Here is a 23,125-nt window from a genome sequence, read left to right as displayed (position 1 = left end):
ACTTCGATGGTGTTTCGCAGCACGAGGGCTGTCCACGACCGGAACCGCTTCCAGCGCGAGCGCAGCTTCCCCCATTCAGCTCGCGCTATGTATGACTCGATCCAAACCCACCCCACTGGCTGCGGGCACAACCGCGCCTCATGTTCGGTGCAACAGCCCAGCGCCACGCCACAGGCCCAGCCATGGGCCGGATCACGTAAAATGGCGGCCATGGACACCCCCACCTTCCCCTACGACACCGCCCGCCTGGGCGAACTGGCCCAGCTGCTGATCGACAACGTCCGCGAACTGGCCCACGCCGGCTGGACCCCGGCCACCAGCAGCAACTTCTCCCACCGCCTGGACGACCGCCACGCCGCGATCACCGTCTCGGGCAAGGACAAGGGCCGCCTGATCGAGGACGACATCATGGTGGTGGACTTCGATGGAAAGGCCGTTGGCCGCCCGCTGCGCCCCTCCGCCGAAACCCTCCTGCACACCCAGCTGTACCGCCGCTTCCCGGAGATCGGCTGCGTGCTGCACACCCATTCGCCGGTACAGACCATCGCCTCGCGCCTGTACGCGCCGCAGGGCCATGTGCACCTGGAAGGCTATGAGCTGCTGAAGGCCTTCGCTGGCAACAGCACCCATGAGATGGCGGTGGATGTGCCCGTGTTCGCCAACACCCAGGACATGGACGTGCTCTCGGCCCAGGTCGACGATCTGCTCGACCGGCAGAACCTGTGGGGCTACCTGATTGATGGCCACGGTCTGTACGCCTGGGGCCGTGACATGGCCGAGGCGCGCCGCCACCTGGAAGCCTTCGAATTCCTGTTCCACTGCGAGCTGGAACTGCGCAAGCTGCGCGGCTGAACCCGCGCGCAGGTGCAGATGCCGATCCGGAATCTGCGCCCCGCCCCCGCCCTGCTACCCTGTCTTCCCCCCGAGACGTTCAAGCTGCCGCCATGAGCCGACTGCGCATCTACGACGACACCCGCCCCGAATCGCCGCTGCTGGACACCCAGGACGGCGCGCTCATTGCCGCCGAACTGCAGAAGATCGGCGTCACCTTCGAACGCTGGCAGGCCACTGCACCGGTCGCACCCGGCGCCAGCCAGGAGGAAGTGTTCGCCGCCTACCGCGCCGACATCGATCGCCTGGTTGCCGAGAACGGCTTCAAGAGTGTGGACGTGGCCTCGATCGCCCCGGACAACCCGAACCGCGCCGAGCTGCGCAAGAAGTTCCTCGACGAACACTTCCACAAGGAAGACGAAGTGCGCTTCTTCGTCGCCGGCTCCGGCCTGTTCACCCTGCACGTGGAAGACAAGGTCTACGAGATCGAGTGCGTGAAGGACGACCTGATCGCCGTACCCGATGGCACCACCCACTGGTTCGACATGGGCGACGAGCCGAGCTTCGTGGCGATCCGCTTCTTCACCGAGCCGGATGGCTGGGTCGGTCACTTCACCGGCACCGACATCGCGCAGAAGTTCCCCCGTTACGTACCCACCCAGGCGTCCTGATCCATGCAACCCCGCGTCATCCTGACCGATATCGAAGGCACCACCAGCAGCATCTCGTTCGTCAAGAACGTGCTGTTCCCCTATGCGCGCAAGGCCTTGCCCGCGTTCGTCGCCGAACACGGCCAGCAGCCGGAGGTGCGTCGCTGGCTGGATGCAGTGGCCACCGAGATCGGCGGCGCCTGCCAGGACAGCCTGGTGGCCGAGACGCTGCAGGGCTGGATCGACCAGGACCGCAAGCACACCGCGCTGAAGGCACTGCAGGGCCTGATCTGGGACGAAGGCTACCGCCGAGGCGATTACACCGCGCACTTCTACCCGGAAGTGGCACCGATGCTGAAGGGCTGGCACGCTTCGGGCCTGCCGCTGTACGTGTACTCCTCCGGCTCGGTGCCGGCGCAGAAGCTGTTCTTCGGCTTCAGCGATGCCGGTGACCTCAGCCCGCTGGTGTCGGGCTGGTTCGATACCGAAGTGGGCGGCAAGCGTGAGGCCGACAGCTACCGGCGCATCGTGCAGGCGATCGGCGTACCGGCCGGGGAGATTCTGTTCCTGTCGGATGTGGTCGAAGAACTGGACGCCGCCCGCGAAGCCGGCCTGCAGACCCGCTTGATCGACCGCCTGGATGATTACCCGCTGCCGCGCACCGGCCAGGCCGCCAACGGCCATGAGCGGGTCGAGAACTTCCAGCAGATCCAGCTGTAAGCAAAAAAAAGGGGACGGAGGGGATTAAGTCGTTTGTGGCACACATGGGCCACAAACGACTTAATCCCCTCCGTCCCCTTTTTTGCTCAACGATCGTTAAGGGTTTTTACCTTCAACGCTTCGCGCAGCGTCGTCAGATCCACCGGGCCGCGCACCGCGATATCGCGGGTTTCGCCCGGCAACAGGTCCAGCAGATTGTCTTCCACCTGCACGTCCAGCGCGCCGAAGTCGATCCACGCCGCACGCACATAGGCCGCGCTCTGCAGCCGCAGGCGATAGTGATCGCCGTCGATGGCGAGAGTCGCCTTCAGTTTCTGCCGTGGCAGCACCTGGTCCCGGGCTTCGACGAAACCGACCACCTGCCGCGCGCTCACCCCGCCTTCCTGCAGCAGTTCGAACACCGCCACCGTCCGCTTCGGATCGGCACCGGCCAGCAGCTCCGCGTCGCGGAAATCACCGATCGAGGTGACACCCGCCGCCGCCAGCGCCACCGCTTCTTCACGCTGCCGCAGCACCTTGCCATCCACGTCCACCACCCGCAGCCGCCAACGTGCCTCCTGCGCGGCGCCATCATTGATCAGGCGCACCCGCGTGCTGCCCTCGTCGCGCAGTGCAGCCACCGTCACCGGCGCGAAGAAACGCCGCGCGGCAAAATGCAGCGCCTTCCAGCGGCCGAAGTAGTCCACGCTGGACCACGAGGCGCCCGGCCACACATCGTTGAGCTGCCAGTACAGCGATCCCATCGTGTACGGCCGCGAGGCGCGGTGATGCAGCGCCGCCAGGGCGATGCCATCGGCCTGCATCACCTGGCTGAGGTAGACGAAGTCCTCGAAGTCCTTCGGTGTGCCATAGCCCAGCTCGATGTAGTGCAGAAGGCGGCTGTTGCCCTCGCCGGCCATGAATTTCTGGTGCGCGCGGACCACCGGGCTGTCGATGCGCTGCTCGGCGCGGGTGGCGATCTGGTCCACCGTCGCCACCGACGGCCACGCCTGCAGTCCGTACTCGGACATGAAGCGCGGGGTCTCACGCAGGTAGGCCTGGACTGGCAGTGCCGGATTGCCCCAGACCTGCCAGTAGTGCTTGTCGCCGCGGGTGGAATCGTTGGCCTTTTCATCCAGGTCGTTGCTGGGCGAGCTGGACCAGTACGGCACGCCCAACCCCTCCTCGCCCACCACCTGGCGCAGGTCGTTGCCGAACAGATCGACATAGCCCTGCCACACCTTCGCTGCAAACGCCGGGTCGGCCGCCTTCAGGTCGCGGCCGTGGCCCCAGTCCTTCCAGGCGGTCTCCTCTTCGTTGTTGCCACACCACAGCACGATGCTGGGGTGATGGCGCAGGCGCCGGACGTTGTCGCGCGCCTCGGCCACCACGCTGGCGCGGAAGGCCGGATCGTAACCGGGCTGCATGCCACCGCCGAACATGAAGTCCTGCCAGACCAGCAGCCCCAGCTCATCGGCGATATCGAAGAACACGTCGTCCTCGTAATAGCCACCGCCCCAGTTGCGCAGCATGTTCATGTTGGCGTCGCGCGCTGCCACCAACACCTGGCGCAGGCGCGCGGCATCGACGCGCGCGGGGAAGGCATCGAACGGAATCACGTTCGCACCCTTGGCGAAGATCGGCACGCCATTGATGACGAATGCGAAGCCCTGGCCGCCCTTGTCGTCTTTCTCGCGGCGCAGCTCGACCGTGCGCAGTCCGATGCGCTGCTCGCGCGCCAGCTCCGGCCTGCCACCGTCGTCCAGGCGGGCCTGCACGGTGTAGCGGTCCTGCGCGCCATGGCCCACCGGCCACCAGCGCCGCGGATCGGCCAGTTCAACCGGAACCTCGATGCTGTTCTGACCGGGCTTCAGCAGCACCGTGCGCTGCACCTGGGCCACGCTTCGGCCCTGCGGATCCTGCACATCCACGTTCACTACCGCCGAGCCCGCCGCTGCGCCCTGCTCCACCTGCAGCAGCACCGCCAGCTTCGCCTGTTCCGCATCCAGTGCATCGGTGCGCACCGCCAGATCAGTCAATCGATGCGTATCCCAGGCCTGCAGGTCGACACCGCGCCAGACACCGGCAGTGACATAGCGCGGGCCCCAGTCCCAACCGAAGTGGTAAGCCGGCTTGCGCGCGAAGTTGCCGACCATCGCGTCCTTCGGCTCGTCGCCATAGGGCGAAGGATAGTTGCCGGCGATCCTGTGCGGCATCGCCTGCACGCCCGGCAACAGTGTGCGGATCGGCGAACGGAACACGATCTGCAGTTCATTGTCCTTGGCGCGCAGACGCCCTTCCACCCGGGCACGCCAGGTACGGTGCGCGTTGTCCGCGCGCAGCAGCGGCTTGCCGTTGAGGACGACCTCGGCATAGGTATCCAGCCCGTCAAAGCGAAATTCGGCGTTGGCCTTGGCCAGCGTCGCGGCATCCACATCGAAGCGGGTGCGATATTCCCAGTCCGCCAGGCCGATCCATTGCAGCTCGGCCTCGGGCGCACCGACATACGGGTCGCGGATCAGTGCATGCGCCAGCAGATCGGTGTGCACGCTGCCAGGCACCCGGGCCGCACGCCACTGCTGTAGACCGGGGTGGGCCGCGCCCTGCGCGTCACCGGGCAGCATGCGGAATTCCCACTGCGCCTGCAGCGGGGCGGCCAGTGCCGGAAAAGCGGAGGCCGCGATCAACAGCAGGAGCAGGCGGACAACGAGGGGAAGGCGATGCACGGGATGCTCCTGTTTTTCCGCCGGGCATGGCCCGGCGCTACCTGCAAATCCGATTCACGGCAGCACCGGGCCATGCCCGGCGTACCCACCTCAACGCACGACGTTCAACACTTCGTAGCACGCACCCATGGTGTGGTAATCCACCTTGCCGGCCGGGCTCTTTTCGTCGCTGTACTTGCGGTTTTCGGCATCGAGGATGCGGAACCAGGCACCGTACTGGTGGTCGACGAAATGCTCCCACGAGTACGCCCAGATGCGCTCGTACCACTGCCAGTAGCGGTCATCACCGGTGCGCTTGGCCATCAGTGCGGCGGTGGCCAGCGTTTCGGCCTGCACCCAGAAGTACTTGTCGTCGTCGCAGACGAAACTGTCGCCGCCGATCGGGGCACCGTCCATGCCCGGCTGACGGCGCGTTTCCGGTGCGAAACCGTAGTACAGGCCACCGCGCGCCTCGTCCCAGCTGCGCGCCACTGCCACATCGAACAGGTGCTGCGCGGTCGGCACCAGCCAGTCGGCCTGCACGTGGCGGTCCAGGATCAGCAGCAGCTTGGCCCACTCGGTCTGGTGGCCAGGCTGGAAGCCCCACGGGCGGAACAGGTGCTTGGGGTCGTCCAGGTTGTAGTCCCAGTCGATCTCCCAGTTCACATCGAAGTGTTCCCAGACCAGACCTCCGGCCTTGGCGGCCTGGCGGCGGGTCATGTTGTCGGCCAGCTGCAGCGCGCGCTCGACATACCGCTGCTCGCCACTGGCCTCGAACGCCGCCAGCATCGCCTCGCACATGTGCATGTTGGCGTTCTGGCCGCGATAGCCGGTGAAGTTCCACTGGCCATCGGCCTCGTCCTTGTACAGGCCGTGCTGCGGCTCCCAGAAGCGTGCTTCCAGCAGCTGCCAGGTCTCGTCCATCCAGCCGCGGGCCTGCTCGACACCGGCCTTCAGCGCGCAGCTGTAGGCCAGCAGCACGAAGGCAACGCCGTAGCAGTGGTTCATGTCATCCTCGACCTTGCCGTCGCGCAGGGTCCAGGCATAGCCGCCGGTGGCCGGGTTGCGGTGCACCTCGCGCAGGTAGCGCACGCCGTGCTCGACCGCCTCCCGGTATTCGGCATTGCCGAACTCGCGGTAGGCCATCGCGTAGTTGAAGACGAAACGGGTGCTGCTCACCAGGTGGCGGTGGCTGGCATCGTAGATGCTGCCGTCGTCACGGAAGTAGTGGAAGAAGCCGCCGTTCGGATCGATGCAGCGCGGATGGTAGAACGCCATCGTATCGGCGATATGCGCGCGCAGGAAGGCGGGCGAACGGAAATCGGGCGAGGTGCTCATGCAGTAATGTCCTGTGCCTGCAGCAGCTGCTGCACTTCATCGAGCGAGGGCATCGCGGCGAACGCGCCCTTGCGGGTAACCGCCAGCGCACCCACGGCGGCGCCGAAACGCAGCGTGGCGGTGATCGCCTCCGGGTCCTGGCAGAACGCGGCGAAACCTGCACCGGCCCCGCCGCGCTCCAGCAGGCCGACCAGCACGCCACCGACGAAGGCATCACCGGCCGCCGTGGTGTCGACCGTGGCCACGCGGAAGCTGGTGACCGTGCCGTGGTTGTCGCGGGTGTACCAATGCAGCGTCGCTGCACCATCGGTGACGATGACCCAGCGCGCCTGCGCGGCCAGCAGGCGTCGCAGCACCGCCGCCTCGCCATCGGCGCCCAGCGGCGCGGCCAGGTAGTCCAGCTCCTCGCGCGACAGCTTGACCAGATCGGCGCGTTCCAGCGCCTGCCACAGGCGCGGCGTCGGGTCCTCGTTGGCCGGCCACAGGGCAGGACGCAGGTTGAGGTCCAGGCTGACCACCGCGCCGGCCGCACGTGCACGGTCCATGCCGGCGAAGGTCGCCTCGGCGATGGCCGGTTCGGTCAGGCTGTTGGAACAGACGTGGAAGCACTGCGCGCTGTCGAAGCACGCGGCCTGGAAGTCGCTGTCACGGAACAGCAGGTCGGCCGCCGGCGGGCGGTAGAAGCTGAAGCTGCGCTCGCCCGCGGTGTCCAGCGCGACGAAGGCCAGTGCGGTCTTGGCCGCATCGGTGCGCACGATGTAGTCGGTACCCACGCCGTGCTCGACCAGGCTCTCGGCCAGGAAGTCACCAAACATGTCGCGGCCGAGCATGCCGACGAACTGGGTGTCGGCACCCAGCCGTGCAGCGGCTACGGCCACGTTGGCCGGCGCACCGCCGGCGTACTGCAGGAACGCGCGCGGGGTGTCGGCCGAAGCCGGCGGCTGCGCTAGTAGATCGATCAAAATTTCGCCGAAGCAGACAATGGCACCCATTCCGGACTCAGCCTCCCTGCGTTGCGGAAGCCGGCGTACGTGCGCCGACCAGTCCGTAGAAAATGATGTAGCCGTAGCACAGCAACGGCAGGATGAAGCTGGCCTGCACACCGATGTGATCGGCGAGGACGCCCTGCAGGTACGGCACCACGGCGCCACCGACGATGGCCATGATCAGCAGGCTGGAGCCCTTGTTGGTCAGCGGGCCCAGGCGCTCGATGCTCAGCGCGAAGATGGTCGGGAACATGATCGAGTTGAACAGGCCGATCGCCACCACCGAATACAGCGCGATGCTGCCGGAGGTCAGCATGGTCGTGGCCAGCAGGGCCACGTTGACCAGCGCGAAGATCGCCAGCAGGCGGCTGGGCGAGAAGCGCGCCAGCAGCGCCGAGCCCGCGAAGCGGCCGATCATCGCCATCGTCCAGTAGGCCGACACGTAGTGCGTGGCTTCCTGTTCGCTGAAGCCGCCGATGCTCGGCATCGACAGGTAGTTGACCAGGAAGCTGCCGATCGACACTTCGGCGCCGACGTAGAAGAAGATGCCCAGCACACCCAGCAGCAGGTGGCGCTTGCGCAGCGCATCCAGATAGCTGTGGTGATGGCCCTGGTCAGCCTGCTCGGTGGCGTCACTCAGCGCCGGCAGGCGGAACAGGAAAACGAACAGCGCCAGCAACACCAGCGCCACCGCCAGGCCCACGTACGGACCCTGCACGGCCTGCGCCTCAGCGGCGCGGTAGGCCAGCTGCTCGGCGGCCGGCAGCGCGCTCAGTTCATCGGCGCTCTTGACCGTGTTGGACAGGATCAGCATGCCGCCGAAGATCGGCGCAATGGCCGTGCCCAGCGAGTTCAGCGCCTGCGCCAGGGTCAGGCGGCTGGAGCTGGTCTGCTCCGGTCCCAGCAGCGCGACGTAGGGATTGGCAGCGACCTGCAGCACAGTGATGCCCGTGGCCAGCACGAACAGTGCGCCGAGGAAGGCGCCATACACGCGCAGCTCGGCCGCCGGCCAGAATCCCAGTGCGCCGATACCGGCGATCACCAGGCCGGCCACGATGCCCTTCTTGTAGCCCAGCGCCGCCACCAGGCGGCCGGCCGGCAGCGACATCAGGAAATAGGTGCCGAAGAAGGTGAACTGCACCAGCATCGCCTTGGCGTAGTTCAGCTCGAACACTGCCTTCAGGTGCGGGATCAGGATGTCATTGAGGCAGGTCAGGAAGCCCCACATGAAGAAGATCGTGGTGACCACGGCCAGCGCCTTGCCGTTGGTGACGGCGGGTGCGTTGCCCGAAGAACCCGATGGACGGGGCGTTGCGGAGATCGGCATGCGGTACGCGCCTCGATGCGCGGAAGGTCGTTGTTGCGTGGAAGGGGTACGTGGAAGGAATCAGTTCGGTCGTGCGGCACTGCTTTCGCGGATGCGCAACTGCACCGGCGCCACCGTGCGCCGTGGTGGCGCGTCCGGCTCGTCCAATCGTTGCAGCAACAGCGCGGCAGCCTGCCGGCCCCGCTCGCGCGGATCGGCGGTGAGCGTGGTCAATGGCGGAACCGCGACCGATGCCTCGGAAATATCGTCGAAGCCGGTCACTGCAAAATCACCGCCCGGACGGATACCCCGTGAATTCAAGCCCAGCATCAGGCCCAGCGCGACGGTGTCGTTGTAGCAGACCGCTGCACTCGGGCGATGGCCATCGGCAAACAGCTCATCGGTGCGCGCAGCGGCTTCCAGCCGGTTCGGCGCCGACTCGATCATCCAGCCCGGCGGCAGCGACAGGCCGGCTTCGGCCAGCGCCTGCTGGAAGCCGGCACGACGCTGGTGGCACGAGCTCGATGCGGCGTGGCCGCCGAAGAAGGCGATCTGGCGATGGCCGCGCTCGATCAGGTGGCGCGTCGCCAGATAGGCGCCGTGCTGGTTGTCCAGGGTCAGGAAGTCCCAGTCGGCCCCTTCCAGTTCGCGGTTGAACAGCAGCACGTTGGCATTGGCGCCCAATGCCTGGCGCAGCTGCGCGGTGTCGCTGCCTTCGGCCGGAGACAGGATCAGGCCAGCCGGGGTGTGCTCCATCAGCGTGGACAGCACCGCCTGCTGGCGCTCCGGCGATTCGCCGGTGCTGCCGAGCAGGGTCACATAACCACGCCCGCCCAGCGCCTCATCCACGCCCGAAGCGAATTCGGCGAAGAACGGGTTGGACAGATCGTTGATCACCAGCGCGATGCTCGACGAGGTACGACGGCGCAGGTTGGCGGCCGCGCGGTTGTAGACATAGCGCTGCCGGCGCAGCTCGGCCTCGACCTTGGCGCGGGTATCGACATTGACCAGCGGGCTGCCACGCAGCACCAGCGACACGGTTGCCCGTGACACGCCGATGGCACGCGCGATGTCGGTCACCGTCACCGCCTTGCCGGCGCGCTTGCTGGGACTGCTGCCGTTGTCGTTCATCGTCTTCCCGGACTCCGCTGGAGGCTCAAGCCTAATGGATCAGGGCCGTGTCGTGCCGTGCCGTTCGCTGGGTCACCGCGAACGGCACAGTCCGGCTCAGCGCAGCTGGCTGCCCGGTGCCGCGCACCAGGACACCGGCAGGTCCTTCACCGCCGTGCCCCAGCCCTGCTCCGGCGCCTTCTCGTCGAGCGCGAAGTGCAGGCGCGGGCCCTGCTGCAGGCGGTTCCAGTCCAGCCACACCGGTGCATGCGCCTGGCCATCGACCTGTACGCCCTGCACGTACTGCAGTCGGCGGCCATCGGCGCCCGGCGCATCGATGCGCAGCGTGCGGCCGTTGCCCATGTCCACTTCCACCTTGCTGAAGCGTGGGGTGTGCAGCAGGAACTGGCCGCTGCCCGGCACCGCCGGGTACACGCCGATGGCACTGAACAGGTACCACGCCGACATCGTGCCGAGGTCGTCATTGCCGGTCACGCCATTGGGGGCGTTGGTGAACAGCTGCTGCGCGGCACGCACCACGGCAGCGGTCTTCCACGGCTGGCCGATCAGCGTGTACAGCCACGGCGAGTGCAGGTCGGGTTCGTTGTTGGGGTTGTAGCGGAACTGGTTGTAGTAGCTGTACGGCCCGACCACCCACTCCTTGCGGGCGGCGTTGAGCGGGTCGGCCTGCAGTGCGTCCATCGCAAAGAACGCGTCGAGTCGGCGACCGGCCTGTTCGCGGCCGTCCATCGCTTCGACCAGGCCCGGCACGTCCTGCTGCGCCAGCCACTGGTACTGCCACGCCGTGCCTTCATGGAAACCGTGATGCGAGCGCGGGCTGTAGTGGCCATCGGCCGGCGTGTACCACTGGCCATCTTCGGTGCGCGGGCGCGGGAAACCGATGAAACCGGTCTCGGCGTCGCGCACCTGCGGGTCCCACACCTTGCGCCAGTTGCGGCCGCGCTCACGGAGCGTCGCCGCGTCCTGCGCGTGGCCGAGGCCATCGGCCATCTGCGAGAGCGCACAGTCGGCCAGCGCGTATTCCAGGGTGGCCGAACCGCCATGGTGCGGATCAACGTCCATGCCCTTGGACGGGAACGCACGGTCGTAGACCACGTAGCCCTTGTCCAGATAGGTCGGATTGCCGGAGCGGCCGGCCATGCGCGAGTTCAACGGCGGCGTACCGAAGGCGTTGCGGCGCAGCGCATCCCAGGCCTGCGATTCGCGCCCCTTGAGCGCACCGAAGCGCCACAGGTCGACCAGGAACGGGGTGACCGGATCGCCGGTCATGATGTTGGTCTCGAAGTTGGCATAGCCCCAGCGCGGCAACCAACCGCCCTGCTCGTCGATCGCCAGCAGGGTGCGGCCGATGTCGCGCGCCACATCCGGACGGGTCAGCGCCAGCCACTGGTTCTGCGCGCGGTAGGTATCCCACAGCGAGAAATACTCGTAGTACGTCCAGCCATCGGCACGATGGATGCCATCGTCATAGCCGCGGTAGCGGCCGTCGGCATCGTTGCCGGTCATCGGCTGCAGCAGTGCGTGGTAGACCGCGCTGTAGAACACGCTGCGATCGTCGGCGGTGCCGCCCTGCACGCGCACCCGGCCCAGCTGCTCACGCCACGACTGCTGGGACAGCGTGCGCATCCGGTCGAAGCCGAGCAGCGAACCACCCTGCATGCCCTCGGCGCGCAGGTTGGTGCGCGCGCCTTCGGCATCCACGTGCGAGATCGCGCTGACCGCGGTCACCGACTGGCCCTTGGCCAGATCGAAGCTGAGCCAGGCACCATTCGGCTTCTGCTCGCCTTCCATGCTGTGGCGCGCGCCGGGCAGGCCACCGCCCTCGCCCCAGGTGCCATGGGCCTTGAACGGACGGTCGAACTCGATGCGGAACCAGGTGGTGTACTGATGGCCGCCACAGAAGCTCTTGGTGACCAGCTTGCCTTCGACCACGCGGTCGCCGACCACGTCGACCACGCTGCCGATCACCGAATGGCGCTCGTTGGCCTGTCCGACATTGACCAGCACGTGGCCATCGCCGCTGCGCTGGCTGAAGGTGTAGCGCTCGGCCGCGGCACGGGTGCGCGCGGTCGCCTCGGCGTCGATGCCGCCGTAGCTGGTCAACCGTACCTTGTAGTAGCCGGCCTGGCCGATCTCGCCGTCATGGGTGTAGTTCGATGCGTAGGCCTTGTGGTCGAACTGCTTGGCGTTGCCGGTATCGAAATCGCCGCCAGGACCGATGCTGCCGGTGACCGGCAGGATGGACACCTGCCCGCCCTGCTCCCAGCAACCCGCGCCGGAAATGAACGAGTGGCCGAAGCCCCGGATCTTCTCGTCGTCGTAGCGCCAGCCGGAATAGTGGCTGCCGATCGGGCTGACCTGGATCAGGCCGAACGGTGCCGATGCGCCCGGGAAGGTATTGCCGTCGTCCTTGCTGCCGATGAAGGTGTTGACCTCGCGCTCCAGCGCAGCCGGCGCGGCCTGCAGCAGCATCGGCGACGCCGACAGGGCGAGCAGGCAGGCCAGGCGCGCCAGCGGGCGCGAGGACAATGGGACGGCGGGAGCGGACGGCACTGGACGCATGTCGGGTTCCTGTAGTCGATGATGCGGAGGCACACGGACGGGGCCGTCCGGCACCGTTCCGCTGAGCGCCGCCGTGACCGGCAAAGAGCTCCCCCTGGAATGACGCCCGACCCGTGCGACCGTGAATTTAGATCGATTCAAGTAGAGCATGCAGGTTCAGCCGAATGCATTCTGCGGCGCAGCATGAGGGAGGTGTTCGGCAGGGCTGCGCCCTGCACCTGCTACGAGCTGGAGCAACGGCAACAGCAAAAGCCGGCTGTCCGTGGGATGGCGGGGTGGGTCCGGTTGCGGGGGGGCGCCGTAAACCCGTCCCTGGGGGCTTGGCCGCGGCTTGCTCGCGTGCGCTGTCCTGCGCACACGGCAAGACCGGGGTTGGGCCTCCTGCCCAACCCGCCGAGGCATGCCTCGGGCCCATACCGCGGACACCCCCGCAACCGGACCCACCCCGCCTTCGACAGTTTCTCGCGACCTGCAGTAGATCCACGCCATGCGTGAATGAATCTCCATCGAAATCAACTATTTCGAGAATCGAATGAAGAGCATCCACGCATGGCGTGGATCTACCGTGTCGACCAAGGTCGACACCCACCCATGGCAGCGGGAATCTGTCAGAGGTGGGGCGGTGTCGGAGTGCGGGGTGTCAGCCGCATGGATGCGGCTGCCAAGCCTACAGGGAGGTACTTGCGGCGTCCCCGCATTCCGACACCGCCCCACCATCCCGCAGGAAGCCCGCTGTTGCTGTTGCTGTTGCCGGCCAGCGGCCGGCACTACCGCAGGTGCAGGGCGCAGCCCTGCCGCCCCCCCTCACCTGCGCACGAAAACGTTTCCACTGTTTTCAGCAAACCGTCATCCCTTCGCCACGCCAGTACCATATTGCGCAGCAGCATGCGCCCGCGGGCGACCCATGCTAAAAATCGCCCGCCCATCGCTTAGATCGATCCAAGACGACATTGCGATGGCCGGGAGTTGGGGGAGCAGCAACAGGACGTACCAGGCCACGCGCACGGTGCTACGGCCACTGCATGGCGATAGCGACAATGTCACTTCAAATTAGATCGATTCAAGTTGTCCGTGCCACGTCACCGGATCAATCCAGGAGAGAGGGAGAGATGGGAATGAAGCATTCAACACGTACGCATGGCCAGGACGCATTGTCGCTGGCCATCGCGCTGGCCCTGGCCGCCGCCGTCATTCCGGCCGGCGCCGCCGCGCAGCAGGCCGCTTCCACCGGCTCGCAGGAGGCCACCAACCTGGACAGCGTCCAGGTCACCGGCTACCGCTACGCCATTGAAAAGAGCCTTGAGCAGAAGCGCGACGCCAACGCCGTGGTCGAAGTGATCACCGCCGAGGATGTCGGCAAGTTCCCCGACAAGAACGTCGCCGACGCACTGCAGCGCGTGCCCGGCGTGGTCATCACCCGCAGCGGTGGCGAAGGCAAGAGTGTCAGCGTGCGCGGCCTTGCGCCGGACCTGACCCTGACCCAGTTGAATGGCAACTTCGTCGCCTCGTCGGAGACAAACAACGAAGCGACCCGTTCCTTCAACTACACCCTGCTGCCGTCGAACATGCTGTCCAGCGCCGAGCTGTTCAAGTCGCCGGAAGCACGCATCGACGAAGGCGGCATCGGCGGCACGGTCATCCTGCATACCCGCCGTCCGCTCGACATGGAATCCAACTCCGGCTACGTGAACCTGGAGGGCACCACCTCCGACACCAGCCACGATGTCGATCCGCAGGTGTCGGCGCTGTACTCATGGCACAGCAAGGATGAGCGCTTCGGCGTGCTGGTCGGCGTGACCCAGCAGAACCGCACCACCCGCACCATGGAAGCCAGCACCGAGGACTACCAGTGGTACGGCAACGGCACCACGGCCCGCGATGCCAATGGCAATCTGCTGGAACAGGATGGTATTCACTACTGGTGGGGCCAGTCCGGCTTCAACAACCAGGCCGGCAAGAACTACAGCGAGTTCTTCATGCCGACCTCGGTGAACTTCGCAGTGAAGGAAGAAAAGCGCGAGCGCAAGGGCGGGCAGCTGACGTTCCAGTTCAAGCCGGTCGACAACGTCACGATGACGGCCAACTACTTCCGCTTCGAACTGCAGGGCGACTACACGCAGAACATGCTGAAGGTGCCGGAGTGGAACCTGGCCCGTTACAACCAAGACGGCAACTGGGCCGGTGGCCGCCTCCTCAACGGCCTGGACTTCGACCCGAGTGGCAGCATCGTTACCGGCGCGCAGTACCAGAAGCTGGCCGGAAAGACCTACTACTGCAGCGAAGAAGAAGCGGCGGCCGCCGGCCTCAAGCCCGGCGGCTGGGGCCCGGACGACTGCACCATCCCCACCCCGCAGCTCACCGGCGGCTACAGCAAGGAGAAGGCGCTTTCGCAGACCGCCGACTTGACCATCGACTGGGACATCAGCCCGCTGTGGAAGGCCTCGTTCACCGGTGGCCGCACCTGGTCCGAAGGTGGCCCGTCGATGAACTTCCGCATGTCGGCCAAGCCGCGCCGCAAGGTCGGCAACCAGTGGCAGTCCGGCAACCAGTACACCGCGTGGGACCTGACCGGCACGCCGTCGGTGCAGTTCTCGCCGGACCTGCAGCAGCAGTTGATGGCTGGCGTCGCGGAAGTCGATACCGGCTCGACCGACTCGTCGTGGATGCAGACGGAGGTCAAGCAGAACTACTTCCAGGCAGACGTCACCAAACTGTTCGAGGCCGGCTGGCTGGACTCGATCCAGTTCGGTGCCAAGTACCGCGATGGCAAGGTCCACCGCAATACCGGCAACACCTATTGGGTATGCCCGGGCCTGGACCCGTCAGACTATGACAACAATCGCTACCAGGCCGGTTGCGACCCGACCGCAGGCGATGCGCAGCCGGGCTTCTTCCTGTCCAACCCGATCAGCAACATCACCGGCGCGTTCAACGCCAACGTGTTCCCGGGCATCAACTACCCGGCCTACATCGATTACCTGAACAAGACCTACGGCGGCTCGCACAACCGTACAGAGGAAGACTTCGTCTACGACGTCAACGAAAAGATCTACTCCGGATACTTCCAGGCCAACTTCCGCACCGAGCGCGTCCGCGGCAACATCGGCGTGCGCGTGGTGCGCACCAAGCAGTTCGCCCAGTCCAGCGATTCGGTAGAGCGCTTCAACGATTACTTCGTCGACAACGCCAGCGGCGCACCGATGAGCTGCGATGATCCGGCCGCCGATCCGAACCTGCGCTGCCAGGGTGGCTTCGTCCGCCTCCCTGACCCCCAGGTGCGCGACAAGGTGTACGCGCTGTCGTCGCTGGAAAAGACCTATACCGACGTGCTGCCCAGCTTCAACATCGCCTGGGACATCACCGACAACCTGGTGCTGCGCGGCGCGGCATCGAAGGTGGTCGCGCGCCCGAGCTACACCAGCATCGCCTACCCCGGCGGCCTGCGTTACATCAGCGAGGAGTACGCCAACGATCGTCGTGTCACCGGCGGCACCGACACGCCCGGCTGGTACGGCTCGGGCAGCAACAAGGCGTTGGAGCCGTTCAAGGCGGTCCAGTTCGACCTTGGCCTGGAGTGGTACTTCAAGCCGGGCGCGGTCGCAGGTGTTTCGCTGTTCCGCAAGAACGTGGACAACTTCACCGTGCCGGTGGTGCGCGACCAGCAGATGAATGTCGGTGGGCAGTCGGTGACCGTGCAGAAGTACGAGACCCAGGCCAACGGCCGCGATGGCGTGTCGCAGGGCGTGGAACTGTATGGCCAGTACACGTTCGACTTCGGTCTGGGTGTGCAGGCCAACTACACCTACAACGACACCAACCTGGCCTCGATCGTGCTGGACGGCGAGGAAATCGGCTCATCGCCTCTGGTCGGCAGTGCCAAGAACCAGGCCAACGTGACCGTGTTCTACGAGAACGACAAGTTCCTGGCACGTGCTTCGTACAACCGGCGTGGCGAAGTGGTCGGCGGCCTGAACAATGGCATGACCACCTACACCAAGCCGTACAGCCAGCTTGACCTGAACGTGGCCTACAACCTCACCCCGGACTGGACGGTGACGGCTGCCGTGCTGAACGCCACCAAGTCCGAGCTGCGCAGCTACATCGGCAACGACAGCCAGGCCCGCCTGCTGTCCAACCTGTACGCCGGCCGCCAGCTGTATTTCGGCGTGAACTGGAAGTTCTAAGCCCGCATCGGGTTGCCCGGGCCCGCCCCGGTGCAACCCGCGCTCCGCTCCGGCGGGACGATCCTCCACGGCAGCCGCGCTGGTACAGGTGGCTGCCGTTTTTTGTCCGCGCCTTGTCCGTCGTTCAGCCCGGCGCTTGACCCTGCCATCGTTGGAAGGTGCACACTGGCCCTATCCCAAGAGCATCCAAGGAGCTACAGATGGAATTCCATGTCGACGGCATGACCTGCGGCGGCTGCGCGCGCAGCGTGACCCGCGCGATCCAGCAGATCGATCCGAACGCCAGCGTGGTGGCCGACCCACCGACCGGCCTGGTCAAGGTGCAGACCACCGCGTCGCAGGAACAGGTGTTCGCCGCGGTGAACGATGCCGGTTTCCCGCCGCGCACGGCCTGATCCGCAGCCTCGCATCCACAACCAAGCCTGCCCGATGCAACCGCATCGGGCGGGCTTTTTCATGTGCGCGACGGCAGTTCAGTGCTTGTGTGCGCGGCGTCGCACCGCACCTGTCTTCGGAGCATCAACCGGTGACTGTATTTCGTCATCCTCGACCAGCCGCTGCAGGATCGGGCACTCCGGGCGATCGTCGCCCGCGCAGCAACTGATCAACGACTTCAGCGTGTCGGCCATCTGCCGCATGTTCTCGATGCGCTGCTCCAGATCGACGATGTGCTGTTCGGCCAGGCGCTTCACGTCGGCACTGTGCCGCGAGGTGTCGTTCCAGAGGCCCAGCAGGTCGGTGATTTCGGCAACCTGGAAGCCCAGATCGCGCGCGCGGCGGATGAAGCGCAGGCGGTGGATGTCCGCCTGCGAGTAAGCCCGGTAACCCGACTCGGTGCGATCGGCCGCGGGAATCAGGCCGATCTGTTCGTAGTAGCGGATCATCTTCGCCGACACGCTGGAGGCCTTGGCGGCTTCGCCGATGTTCATACGGATCTCCTTCAATGGGTCGCTGCGGCGGCATCCGCCATCGGTGGCTGGAAACGGCGCAGGCGCAGCGCGTTGCCCAGTACGAACACGCTGGACAGTGCCATTGCACCGGCCGCGAACACCGGCGATAGCAGCACACCCCAGACCGGGTACAGCACGCCGGCCGCCACGGGAATCAATGCGGTGTTGTAGGCGAAGGCCCAGAACAGGTTCTGCCGGATGTTGCCCAGCGTCGCCTTCGACAGTGCGATGGCATTCGGCACGCCCTGCAGGTTGCCGGACATCAGCACCACGTCGGCCGATTCCACCGCAATATCGGTACCGGTGCCGATGGCCAGACCGACATCGGCCTCGGCCAACGCCGGTGCATCGTTGATGCCATCGCCGACGAACGCAACATGACCATGCGCGGCCTTCAGCCGGCGCACTGCGTCAACCTTGCCTTCCGGCAGTACCTCGGCCACCACCTCATCAATGCCCAGTTGCCGCGCGATCGCCTGCGCGGTACCGGCATTGTCGCCGGTGATCATCGCCACCTTCAGGCCAAGCTGGTGCAGCGCCGCGATCGCGGCCGGCGTGCTCGGCTTGATCGGATCGGACACCGCGATGATTGCGGCCAGGTGGCCGTCGATGGCGGCATACAGCGGCGACTTGCCCTGGGTACCCAGCTCTGCCGCCAGCGTCGCAAACAAGGTGATGTCCACGCCGAGGTCGCGCATGAAGCGATCGGCACCGACCTCCACGCGCGCGCCATCAACGCTGGCACGCACGCCCATGCCGGTGACCGATTCGAAATCGGCCATCGCCGGCAACGCGATGCCCTGCTCGGTAGCCGCGTCGACGATGGCGCGGGCAATCGGATGCTCCGAGCGCGACTCCACCGCCGCCACCGCTGCCAGCACGGTGCCGTGATCAAAACCGTCGGCGATCTCCAGATCGGTCAAGCGCGGGCGGCCTTCGGTCAGCGTGCCGGTCTTGTCCACTGCCACCACCTGCGCATCCTTCAACAGCTGCAGTGCTTCACCCTTGCGGAACAACACGCCCAGTTCGGCGCCACGACCGGTCCCGACCATGATCGAGGTCGGCGTGGCCAGGCCCATCGCGCACGGGCAGGCGATGATCAGCACCGCCACCGCATTGACCAGCGCGAAGCTCAGCGCCGGCGAGGGCCCGAAGACCAACCAGACCACGAAGGTCGCCAGCGCGGCCAGCATCACCGCCGGCACGAACCACAGCGTGACCTTGTCGACCACCGCCTGGATCGGCAGCTTCGAGCCCTGCGCCTGTTCGACCATGCGGATGATCTGCGCCAGCATGGTCTGCGCGCCCACCGCCGTGGCACGTACCGTCAGTGCGCCCTTCTGGTTGACCGTACCGCCCACCACGCCACTGCCCGGCTGCTTCTCGACCGGAATCGGCTCGCCGCTGATCATCGATTCATCGATGTAGCTGCGGCCTTCAACCACATCGCCATCGACCGGCACGCGCTCGCCCGGCCGCACTTCCACCACGTCGCCGCTCTGCACTTCATTGACCGGGATGTCGACAGTGCGGCCGTCACGGATCACATGGGCGACCTTGGCCTGCAGGTTGACCAGGCGCTTGATCGCTTCGGAAGTGCGGCCCTTGGCGCGGGCTTCGAGGAAGCGGCCGAGCAGGATCAGCGCGACGATCACCGCGGCCGCTTCGTAGTAGACGTTCACCGTGCCCGGCGGCAACAGCCGCGGTGCAAAGGTCGCCACCACCGAGTAACCGAACGCTGCGGCGGTGCCCACCGCCACCAGCGAATTCATGTCCGGCGCAAGCCGCAGCAGCGCCGGGAAACCCTTCTGGTAGAAACGGCGACCGGGAATGGCCAGCACCAGCAAGGTCAGTACGAACTGCAGGTACCAGCTGGCCTGCATGCCGATGGTGGCCATCACCCATTCGTGCATGCCGGGAATCAGGTGCGAACCCATCTCCAGCACGAACACCGGCAGCGCCAGCGCGGACGCCACGATCAGGTCGCGCTTCAGTTCAGCGCGCTCGGCGTCCTTCTTTTCAGCGGCTTCATCATCGGACTGCACACCGGCCTCGATCGGGCGGGCGGCATAGCCGACCTTGTCGATGGCCGCCATCAGGGCGGCCGTATCAGCCACGCCGCGCACGGTGGCACGCTCGGTGGCCAGGTTCACGCTGGCCTGGCTGACCCCGGGTACCGCCAGCAGCGCGCGCTCCACGCGACCAACGCAGGACGCGCAGGTCATGCCCTCCACCGCCAGTTCAACGGTCGCGGCGGGTACGTCATAGCCCACACGTTCAACCGCCTGGATCAGCGCCGCGCGATCAACCGGGCCGGAGGGCCGGATGTCCGCACGCTCGGTAGCCAGGTTCACAGAGACGCTGCCGACGCCCTCGACCCTGGACAGCGCCGCCTCGACCCGGCCGACACAGCTGGCGCAGGTCATGCCCTCGATGGGCAGGCTGATCGTGGAGGGGCTGGCGGGGACTGCAGTGGCGCGAGGCGTGCTCATGATCGGATTCCCGGGGTTCCTTCTGGATGCGGACAGGCTAAACCTTGCCATCGTGGGAAGGTCAAATCCAGCCACCCCCGGGTTCATGATGGGGTTCATCCACGCATGGCGTGGAACTACTGAGCGGACGGAGGCGCCAGGCGGATCAAGCCCGGCGCCCCCTGCGGGTCTGCTCAGAAGGTGAACACGTACTCCAACGCGAACTCACGGCCCACCGCGCCCAGCAGGCGGGTCGGGGCGAAGTCGTAATCCAGCTTGTACGGATCCTTGTGGTTCCAGCTGGCCGAATTGAACACGTTGTTGACGTAGACGTTGACCTTGGCGCGTTCGGTCACCTGGTAGCCCACGTTGAAGTTCCAGGTGATGAACGGCCCGACCCGGCCGAAATAACGGGCGGTCTGCTGGCCTGCATTCGGGTTCGGGTTGGGCGAGCCATCCGGACGCGTCGCCGGCTCCAGGCAGTTCAGCAACGGGCTGTCGCTGGGCACGTAGCCATCGGCGAACGGCAGGCAGCCGCCGGGGTTGTCCAGGCGGTCGGTGCCCCAGTGGTAGCGCACGCCCGGCACCGAGCCGACGCGGTCGGCGTAGACATTGGCGTTCCAGTTGCCGCGCTGCCAGGCCAGGCTCGCACGCAGCTTGCTGCGCAGGTCACGATCGCGCCGCTCCGGATTCGGGTCGTTGGCGTAGCGCTGTTCCTTGGTGGAGATCTGGTTGGTGTAGTTCAGGCCCAGCTGGAAGCTGCCCCACTGCGCGGTGTCCAGGCGATAGCGTGCGGTCAGGTCGATGCCACGTACCTCGCGGCTGGCCAGGTTGAACGGACCGCGCTCGATCGATACCAGGCGCCCGTTGCTGTCACGGTTCACGCGCGCCAGGATGCCGGCGCAGTAATCGCCACCAGCTGGATTGGCCCACGGCGTACCGTCCATGTTCTTGCCGGTCAGGCAGCCTGCTTCGCTGGCCAGCACCTCGTCGGCACCGACGTCGACGATCATGTCTTCCAGCTTGATCGCCCAATAGTCGGCACTGACTGACAGGTTCGGCATCACATCCCAGACGAAACCGACCGTCCACGAATCACCGGTCTCCGAGCGGAGCAGCGGCGTGCCACGCCGGTTCACGTCGAACGTGTACCAGACATCGGTGTTGCCGACGCCGCAGTTGTTGACCAGGTAAGCGCCGCTCTGGATGCAGCGCAGGCGGTCATAGGTCTGTACTTCGGAGCTGCTCGGCTGGCCCAGCAGGTAGTGCATGTCCGGCGCATGGAAGCTGGTGGCATACGACCCGCGCACCAGCAGCGATTCCACCGGGCGCCATTCCAGGCCGACATTCCAGGTGGTTTCCTTCTGGCTGCCGATGTCCAGCGCTTCGCCGCTGTTGTCAGCCTTGTAGTTGCCATAGCGGTCATAGCGCGCGGCCGCTGTGGCGGTCACGGTTTCCAGCAGTGGGATCTTGAACTCGACGCCGGCCGAATAGCGGGTGCGCTCGCCGCCACCACGGTCGACGTTCTGCAGATCGAAGTCGATGCCGGCGCGCGGGTCCGGGCTGAGGTGGTAGCCCTGCTGCGCGACTTCGGCCACGGCTGCGAACGAAATCGGGCCGGCCCAGCCCTGGAACAGCTCGCCGGTGATGTCCGCGGACGCCTGGTTGACCCAGGAGGTCGCGCGGTTCTTCGCCACCGTACCCATCTGCCAGTACTGGTCCGGCGTCAGCGGGTTCCACCAGCGCGACTCGTTCAATGCGTAGATCGCCTCGCCATCGGCAGTGGTGCCCAGCCGGGGGCCGAGGAAGTAGTCGTACGACTTCTGCTTGTCGACCACGTTCTGCCGCTCTTCCACGCGGTAGTAGGAACGCCCCACCGTGGCGCTCCAGTCGAAGCGATCGGCAAGACGCCCACGCAGGCCCGCGCTCCAATCCCATGACAGTTCGCGGTTGGTGTTGCGCAGCGTATCCAGGCCGCCGACTTCGTTCGGGGTGAACTGGCGCACGCCCAGGATCGGGCGCCTGCGGTTGGCGTCCCAGTAGTAGCCATTGTCATCGTCGATCAGCGACACGCCGGGCGGATTGGTGCCCCAGATCGCTTCGGAGCGGTACACCGCCAGGTTGGTCCAGGCCTGCAGGTCAGTGCTGAAATCGAAGGTGGCATACAGGTTGCCGGACACGTTCTCGGCGCCGCCGGTGAGCAGCCAGTTGGCGTAGTCGGCGCTCATGCCGCACAGGCGGCCGGTGTTGGTGATGGTGTTGGCGGCGTAGTTGTAGACCAGCCGGTCGGCCGTGTAGTACTCGCCGTTGAACTTCTCGCAGGTGCCGGCCGGTGGCGCCAGGCGCTGGCCGTTGCTCGGGTCGATCAGCGCCAGGCCGGCAGTGGGACGGAAGCCGACCTTGCGCTGTTCCATGTTCCAGGACGGGTATGGCGCATCGTCTGCGTCGTCCATCTGCGGACGGTCACGGCCGAACAACGGATCGCGCTTGGTGTACTGCAGCGCGTAGGTCACGCTCCAGTTGTCACCGGTCTTGCCGCCGGCCCAGGACAGATCCCAGGTATCACGGCCGCCCTCGGTGGAGGTGCCGCCGCGTACGCGCACTTCATCACCGTCGTAATTCGTTTTCAGGATGACATTGACCACACCGGCGATCGCATCGGAACCGTAGATGGCCGAGGCGCCTCCGGTCAGTACTTCGATGCGCTCCACCGCAGCAGCCGGAATGTTGCCGTAGTTGGAGAAGTTGGTCTCGCCGCCGTACGGCAGCGGGTAGTCGGCCACGCGCCGACCATTGACCAGCAGCAGCGAGCGGTTCGGCCCCATGCCGCGCAGGTTCAGGCCGCTGGCGTTGGGCGTGTGCGAGCCCCATTGCGAGGCAGCTTCAACGGTGCCGGTGGCCTCGGTGAGCGTCTTCAGCGCGTCGTACACGCTGACGAAGCCTTCCTTCTGGATCTGCGCGGCGGTGATCACGTTGACCGGCGCCGGCCCTTCAACGCTGGCGCGCTTGATGCGCGAGCCGGTAACGGTGACCGCGTCGAGATCCTTGGTGGACGAGCTTGAGGCTTCCTGCGCATTGGCAGCCAGGGGAAGCAGGGCCAGGACCAGGGCCTGGGACAGCAGGTGACGGCGCTTGCGGACGATCTGAGCCATGGGTGGTTGCTCTTCGAAAGTGTGGACGCACGGACGGGTGGTGGCGCGGCACTACGGCTGATCCGGGCGCCTGGATCGGTTCAAGACCGTCGCGGCGCCCTCCCCTGTGGATCGATCCAAACTAAAGCACAGCTGAACCATGCACGGCATGTGGCGGCGC

The 23,125-nt window shown here is 66.2% G+C and carries 14 protein-coding genes; 5 read left to right on the top strand and 9 right to left on the bottom strand.

All coding sequences use genetic code 11. The features are described from left to right. Positions 1-210: 210 nt before the first annotated feature. The 3 genes from AC5P57_RS06345 to mtnC all read left to right on the top strand — a co-directional run bounded on the left by AC5P57_RS06345 (position 211) and on the right by mtnC (position 2,201). Positions 211-852 (top strand): methylthioribulose 1-phosphate dehydratase, encoded by a 642-nt coding sequence (locus AC5P57_RS06345; RefSeq protein WP_099551687.1) that lies wholly within the window; start codon positions 211-213, stop codon positions 850-852. A gap of 92 nt (positions 853-944) precedes the next feature. Continuing rightward, on the top strand, positions 945-1,502 hold the full coding sequence (locus AC5P57_RS06340; protein WP_049434983.1) for a 1,2-dihydroxy-3-keto-5-methylthiopentene dioxygenase: 558 nt from the start codon (positions 945-947) through the stop codon (positions 1,500-1,502). 3 nt (positions 1,503-1,505) lie between these two features. Beyond that, on the top strand, positions 1,506-2,201 hold the full coding sequence (gene mtnC, locus AC5P57_RS06335) for an acireductone synthase (RefSeq protein ID WP_164137919.1): 696 nt from the start codon (positions 1,506-1,508) through the stop codon (positions 2,199-2,201). Positions 2,202-2,287: 86 nt separating this feature from the next. Here mtnC and AC5P57_RS06330 read toward each other — a convergent pair whose 3' ends face one another. The 6 genes from AC5P57_RS06330 to AC5P57_RS06305 form a co-directional block, all read right to left on the bottom strand. After that, the gene (locus AC5P57_RS06330) at positions 2,288-4,906 is read right to left on the bottom strand and encodes a beta-mannosidase (RefSeq protein ID WP_262235726.1); all 2,619 of its coding nucleotides are present in this window, start codon (positions 4,904-4,906) and stop codon (positions 2,288-2,290) included. A 90-nt stretch (positions 4,907-4,996) separates the two neighbouring features. Then, positions 4,997-6,223, bottom strand: coding sequence for an AGE family epimerase/isomerase (locus tag AC5P57_RS06325; RefSeq protein ID WP_495219509.1), 1,227 nt, complete (start codon positions 6,221-6,223; stop codon positions 4,997-4,999). Then, positions 6,220-7,215 carry a carbohydrate kinase family protein gene (locus AC5P57_RS06320; protein ID WP_262235723.1) on the bottom strand — a complete coding sequence of 332 codons (996 nt, stop codon included), beginning with the start codon at positions 7,213-7,215 and terminating at the stop codon, positions 6,220-6,222. Before AC5P57_RS06320 ends, AC5P57_RS06325 begins: the two co-directional genes overlap by 4 nt. Positions 7,216-7,222: 7 nt before the next feature. Then, positions 7,223-8,536 carry an L-fucose:H+ symporter permease gene (gene fucP, locus AC5P57_RS06315; RefSeq protein ID WP_099555230.1) on the bottom strand — a complete coding sequence of 438 codons (1,314 nt, stop codon included), beginning with the start codon at positions 8,534-8,536 and terminating at the stop codon, positions 7,223-7,225. 60 nt (positions 8,537-8,596) lie between these two features. Further along, on the bottom strand, positions 8,597-9,646 hold the full coding sequence (locus AC5P57_RS06310) for a LacI family DNA-binding transcriptional regulator (protein ID WP_087922403.1): 1,050 nt from the start codon (positions 9,644-9,646) through the stop codon (positions 8,597-8,599). Positions 9,647-9,742: 96 nt separating this feature from the next. Further along, complete coding sequence (locus tag AC5P57_RS06305) at positions 9,743-12,208, bottom strand: GH92 family glycosyl hydrolase (RefSeq protein ID WP_430542872.1); 2,466 nt, start codon at positions 12,206-12,208, stop codon at positions 9,743-9,745. A gap of 1,109 nt (positions 12,209-13,317) precedes the next feature. Here AC5P57_RS06305 and AC5P57_RS06300 point away from each other — a divergent pair. Together AC5P57_RS06300 and AC5P57_RS06295 are read left to right on the top strand one after the other, a co-directional pair. Then, positions 13,318-16,392, top strand: a complete 3,075-nt coding sequence (locus tag AC5P57_RS06300) for a TonB-dependent receptor (RefSeq protein WP_262235719.1) — start codon at positions 13,318-13,320, stop codon at positions 16,390-16,392. A 200-nt stretch (positions 16,393-16,592) separates the two neighbouring features. Next, positions 16,593-16,787, top strand: a complete 195-nt coding sequence (locus tag AC5P57_RS06295) for a heavy-metal-associated domain-containing protein (protein ID WP_008267227.1) — start codon at positions 16,593-16,595, stop codon at positions 16,785-16,787. Between the two features lie 78 nt (positions 16,788-16,865). Here AC5P57_RS06295 and cueR read toward each other — a convergent pair whose 3' ends face one another. The 3 genes from cueR to AC5P57_RS06280 all read right to left on the bottom strand — a co-directional run bounded on the left by cueR (position 16,866) and on the right by AC5P57_RS06280 (position 22,965). Then, positions 16,866-17,321, bottom strand: coding sequence for a Cu(I)-responsive transcriptional regulator (gene cueR, locus AC5P57_RS06290; protein ID WP_099552830.1), 456 nt, complete (start codon positions 17,319-17,321; stop codon positions 16,866-16,868). Between the two features lie 11 nt (positions 17,322-17,332). Beyond that, positions 17,333-19,834 (bottom strand): heavy metal translocating P-type ATPase, encoded by a 2,502-nt coding sequence (locus tag AC5P57_RS06285; protein ID WP_262235715.1) that lies wholly within the window; start codon positions 19,832-19,834, stop codon positions 17,333-17,335. 173 nt (positions 19,835-20,007) lie between these two features. Next, positions 20,008-22,965, bottom strand: coding sequence for a TonB-dependent receptor plug domain-containing protein (locus tag AC5P57_RS06280; RefSeq protein WP_262235713.1), 2,958 nt, complete (start codon positions 22,963-22,965; stop codon positions 20,008-20,010). Positions 22,966-23,125: the final 160 nt, after the last annotated feature.

It is taken from the genome of Stenotrophomonas sp. YJH_SMC_79, assembly GCF_059367995.1.
This window is presented reverse-complemented; position numbering and strand designations above follow the sequence as displayed.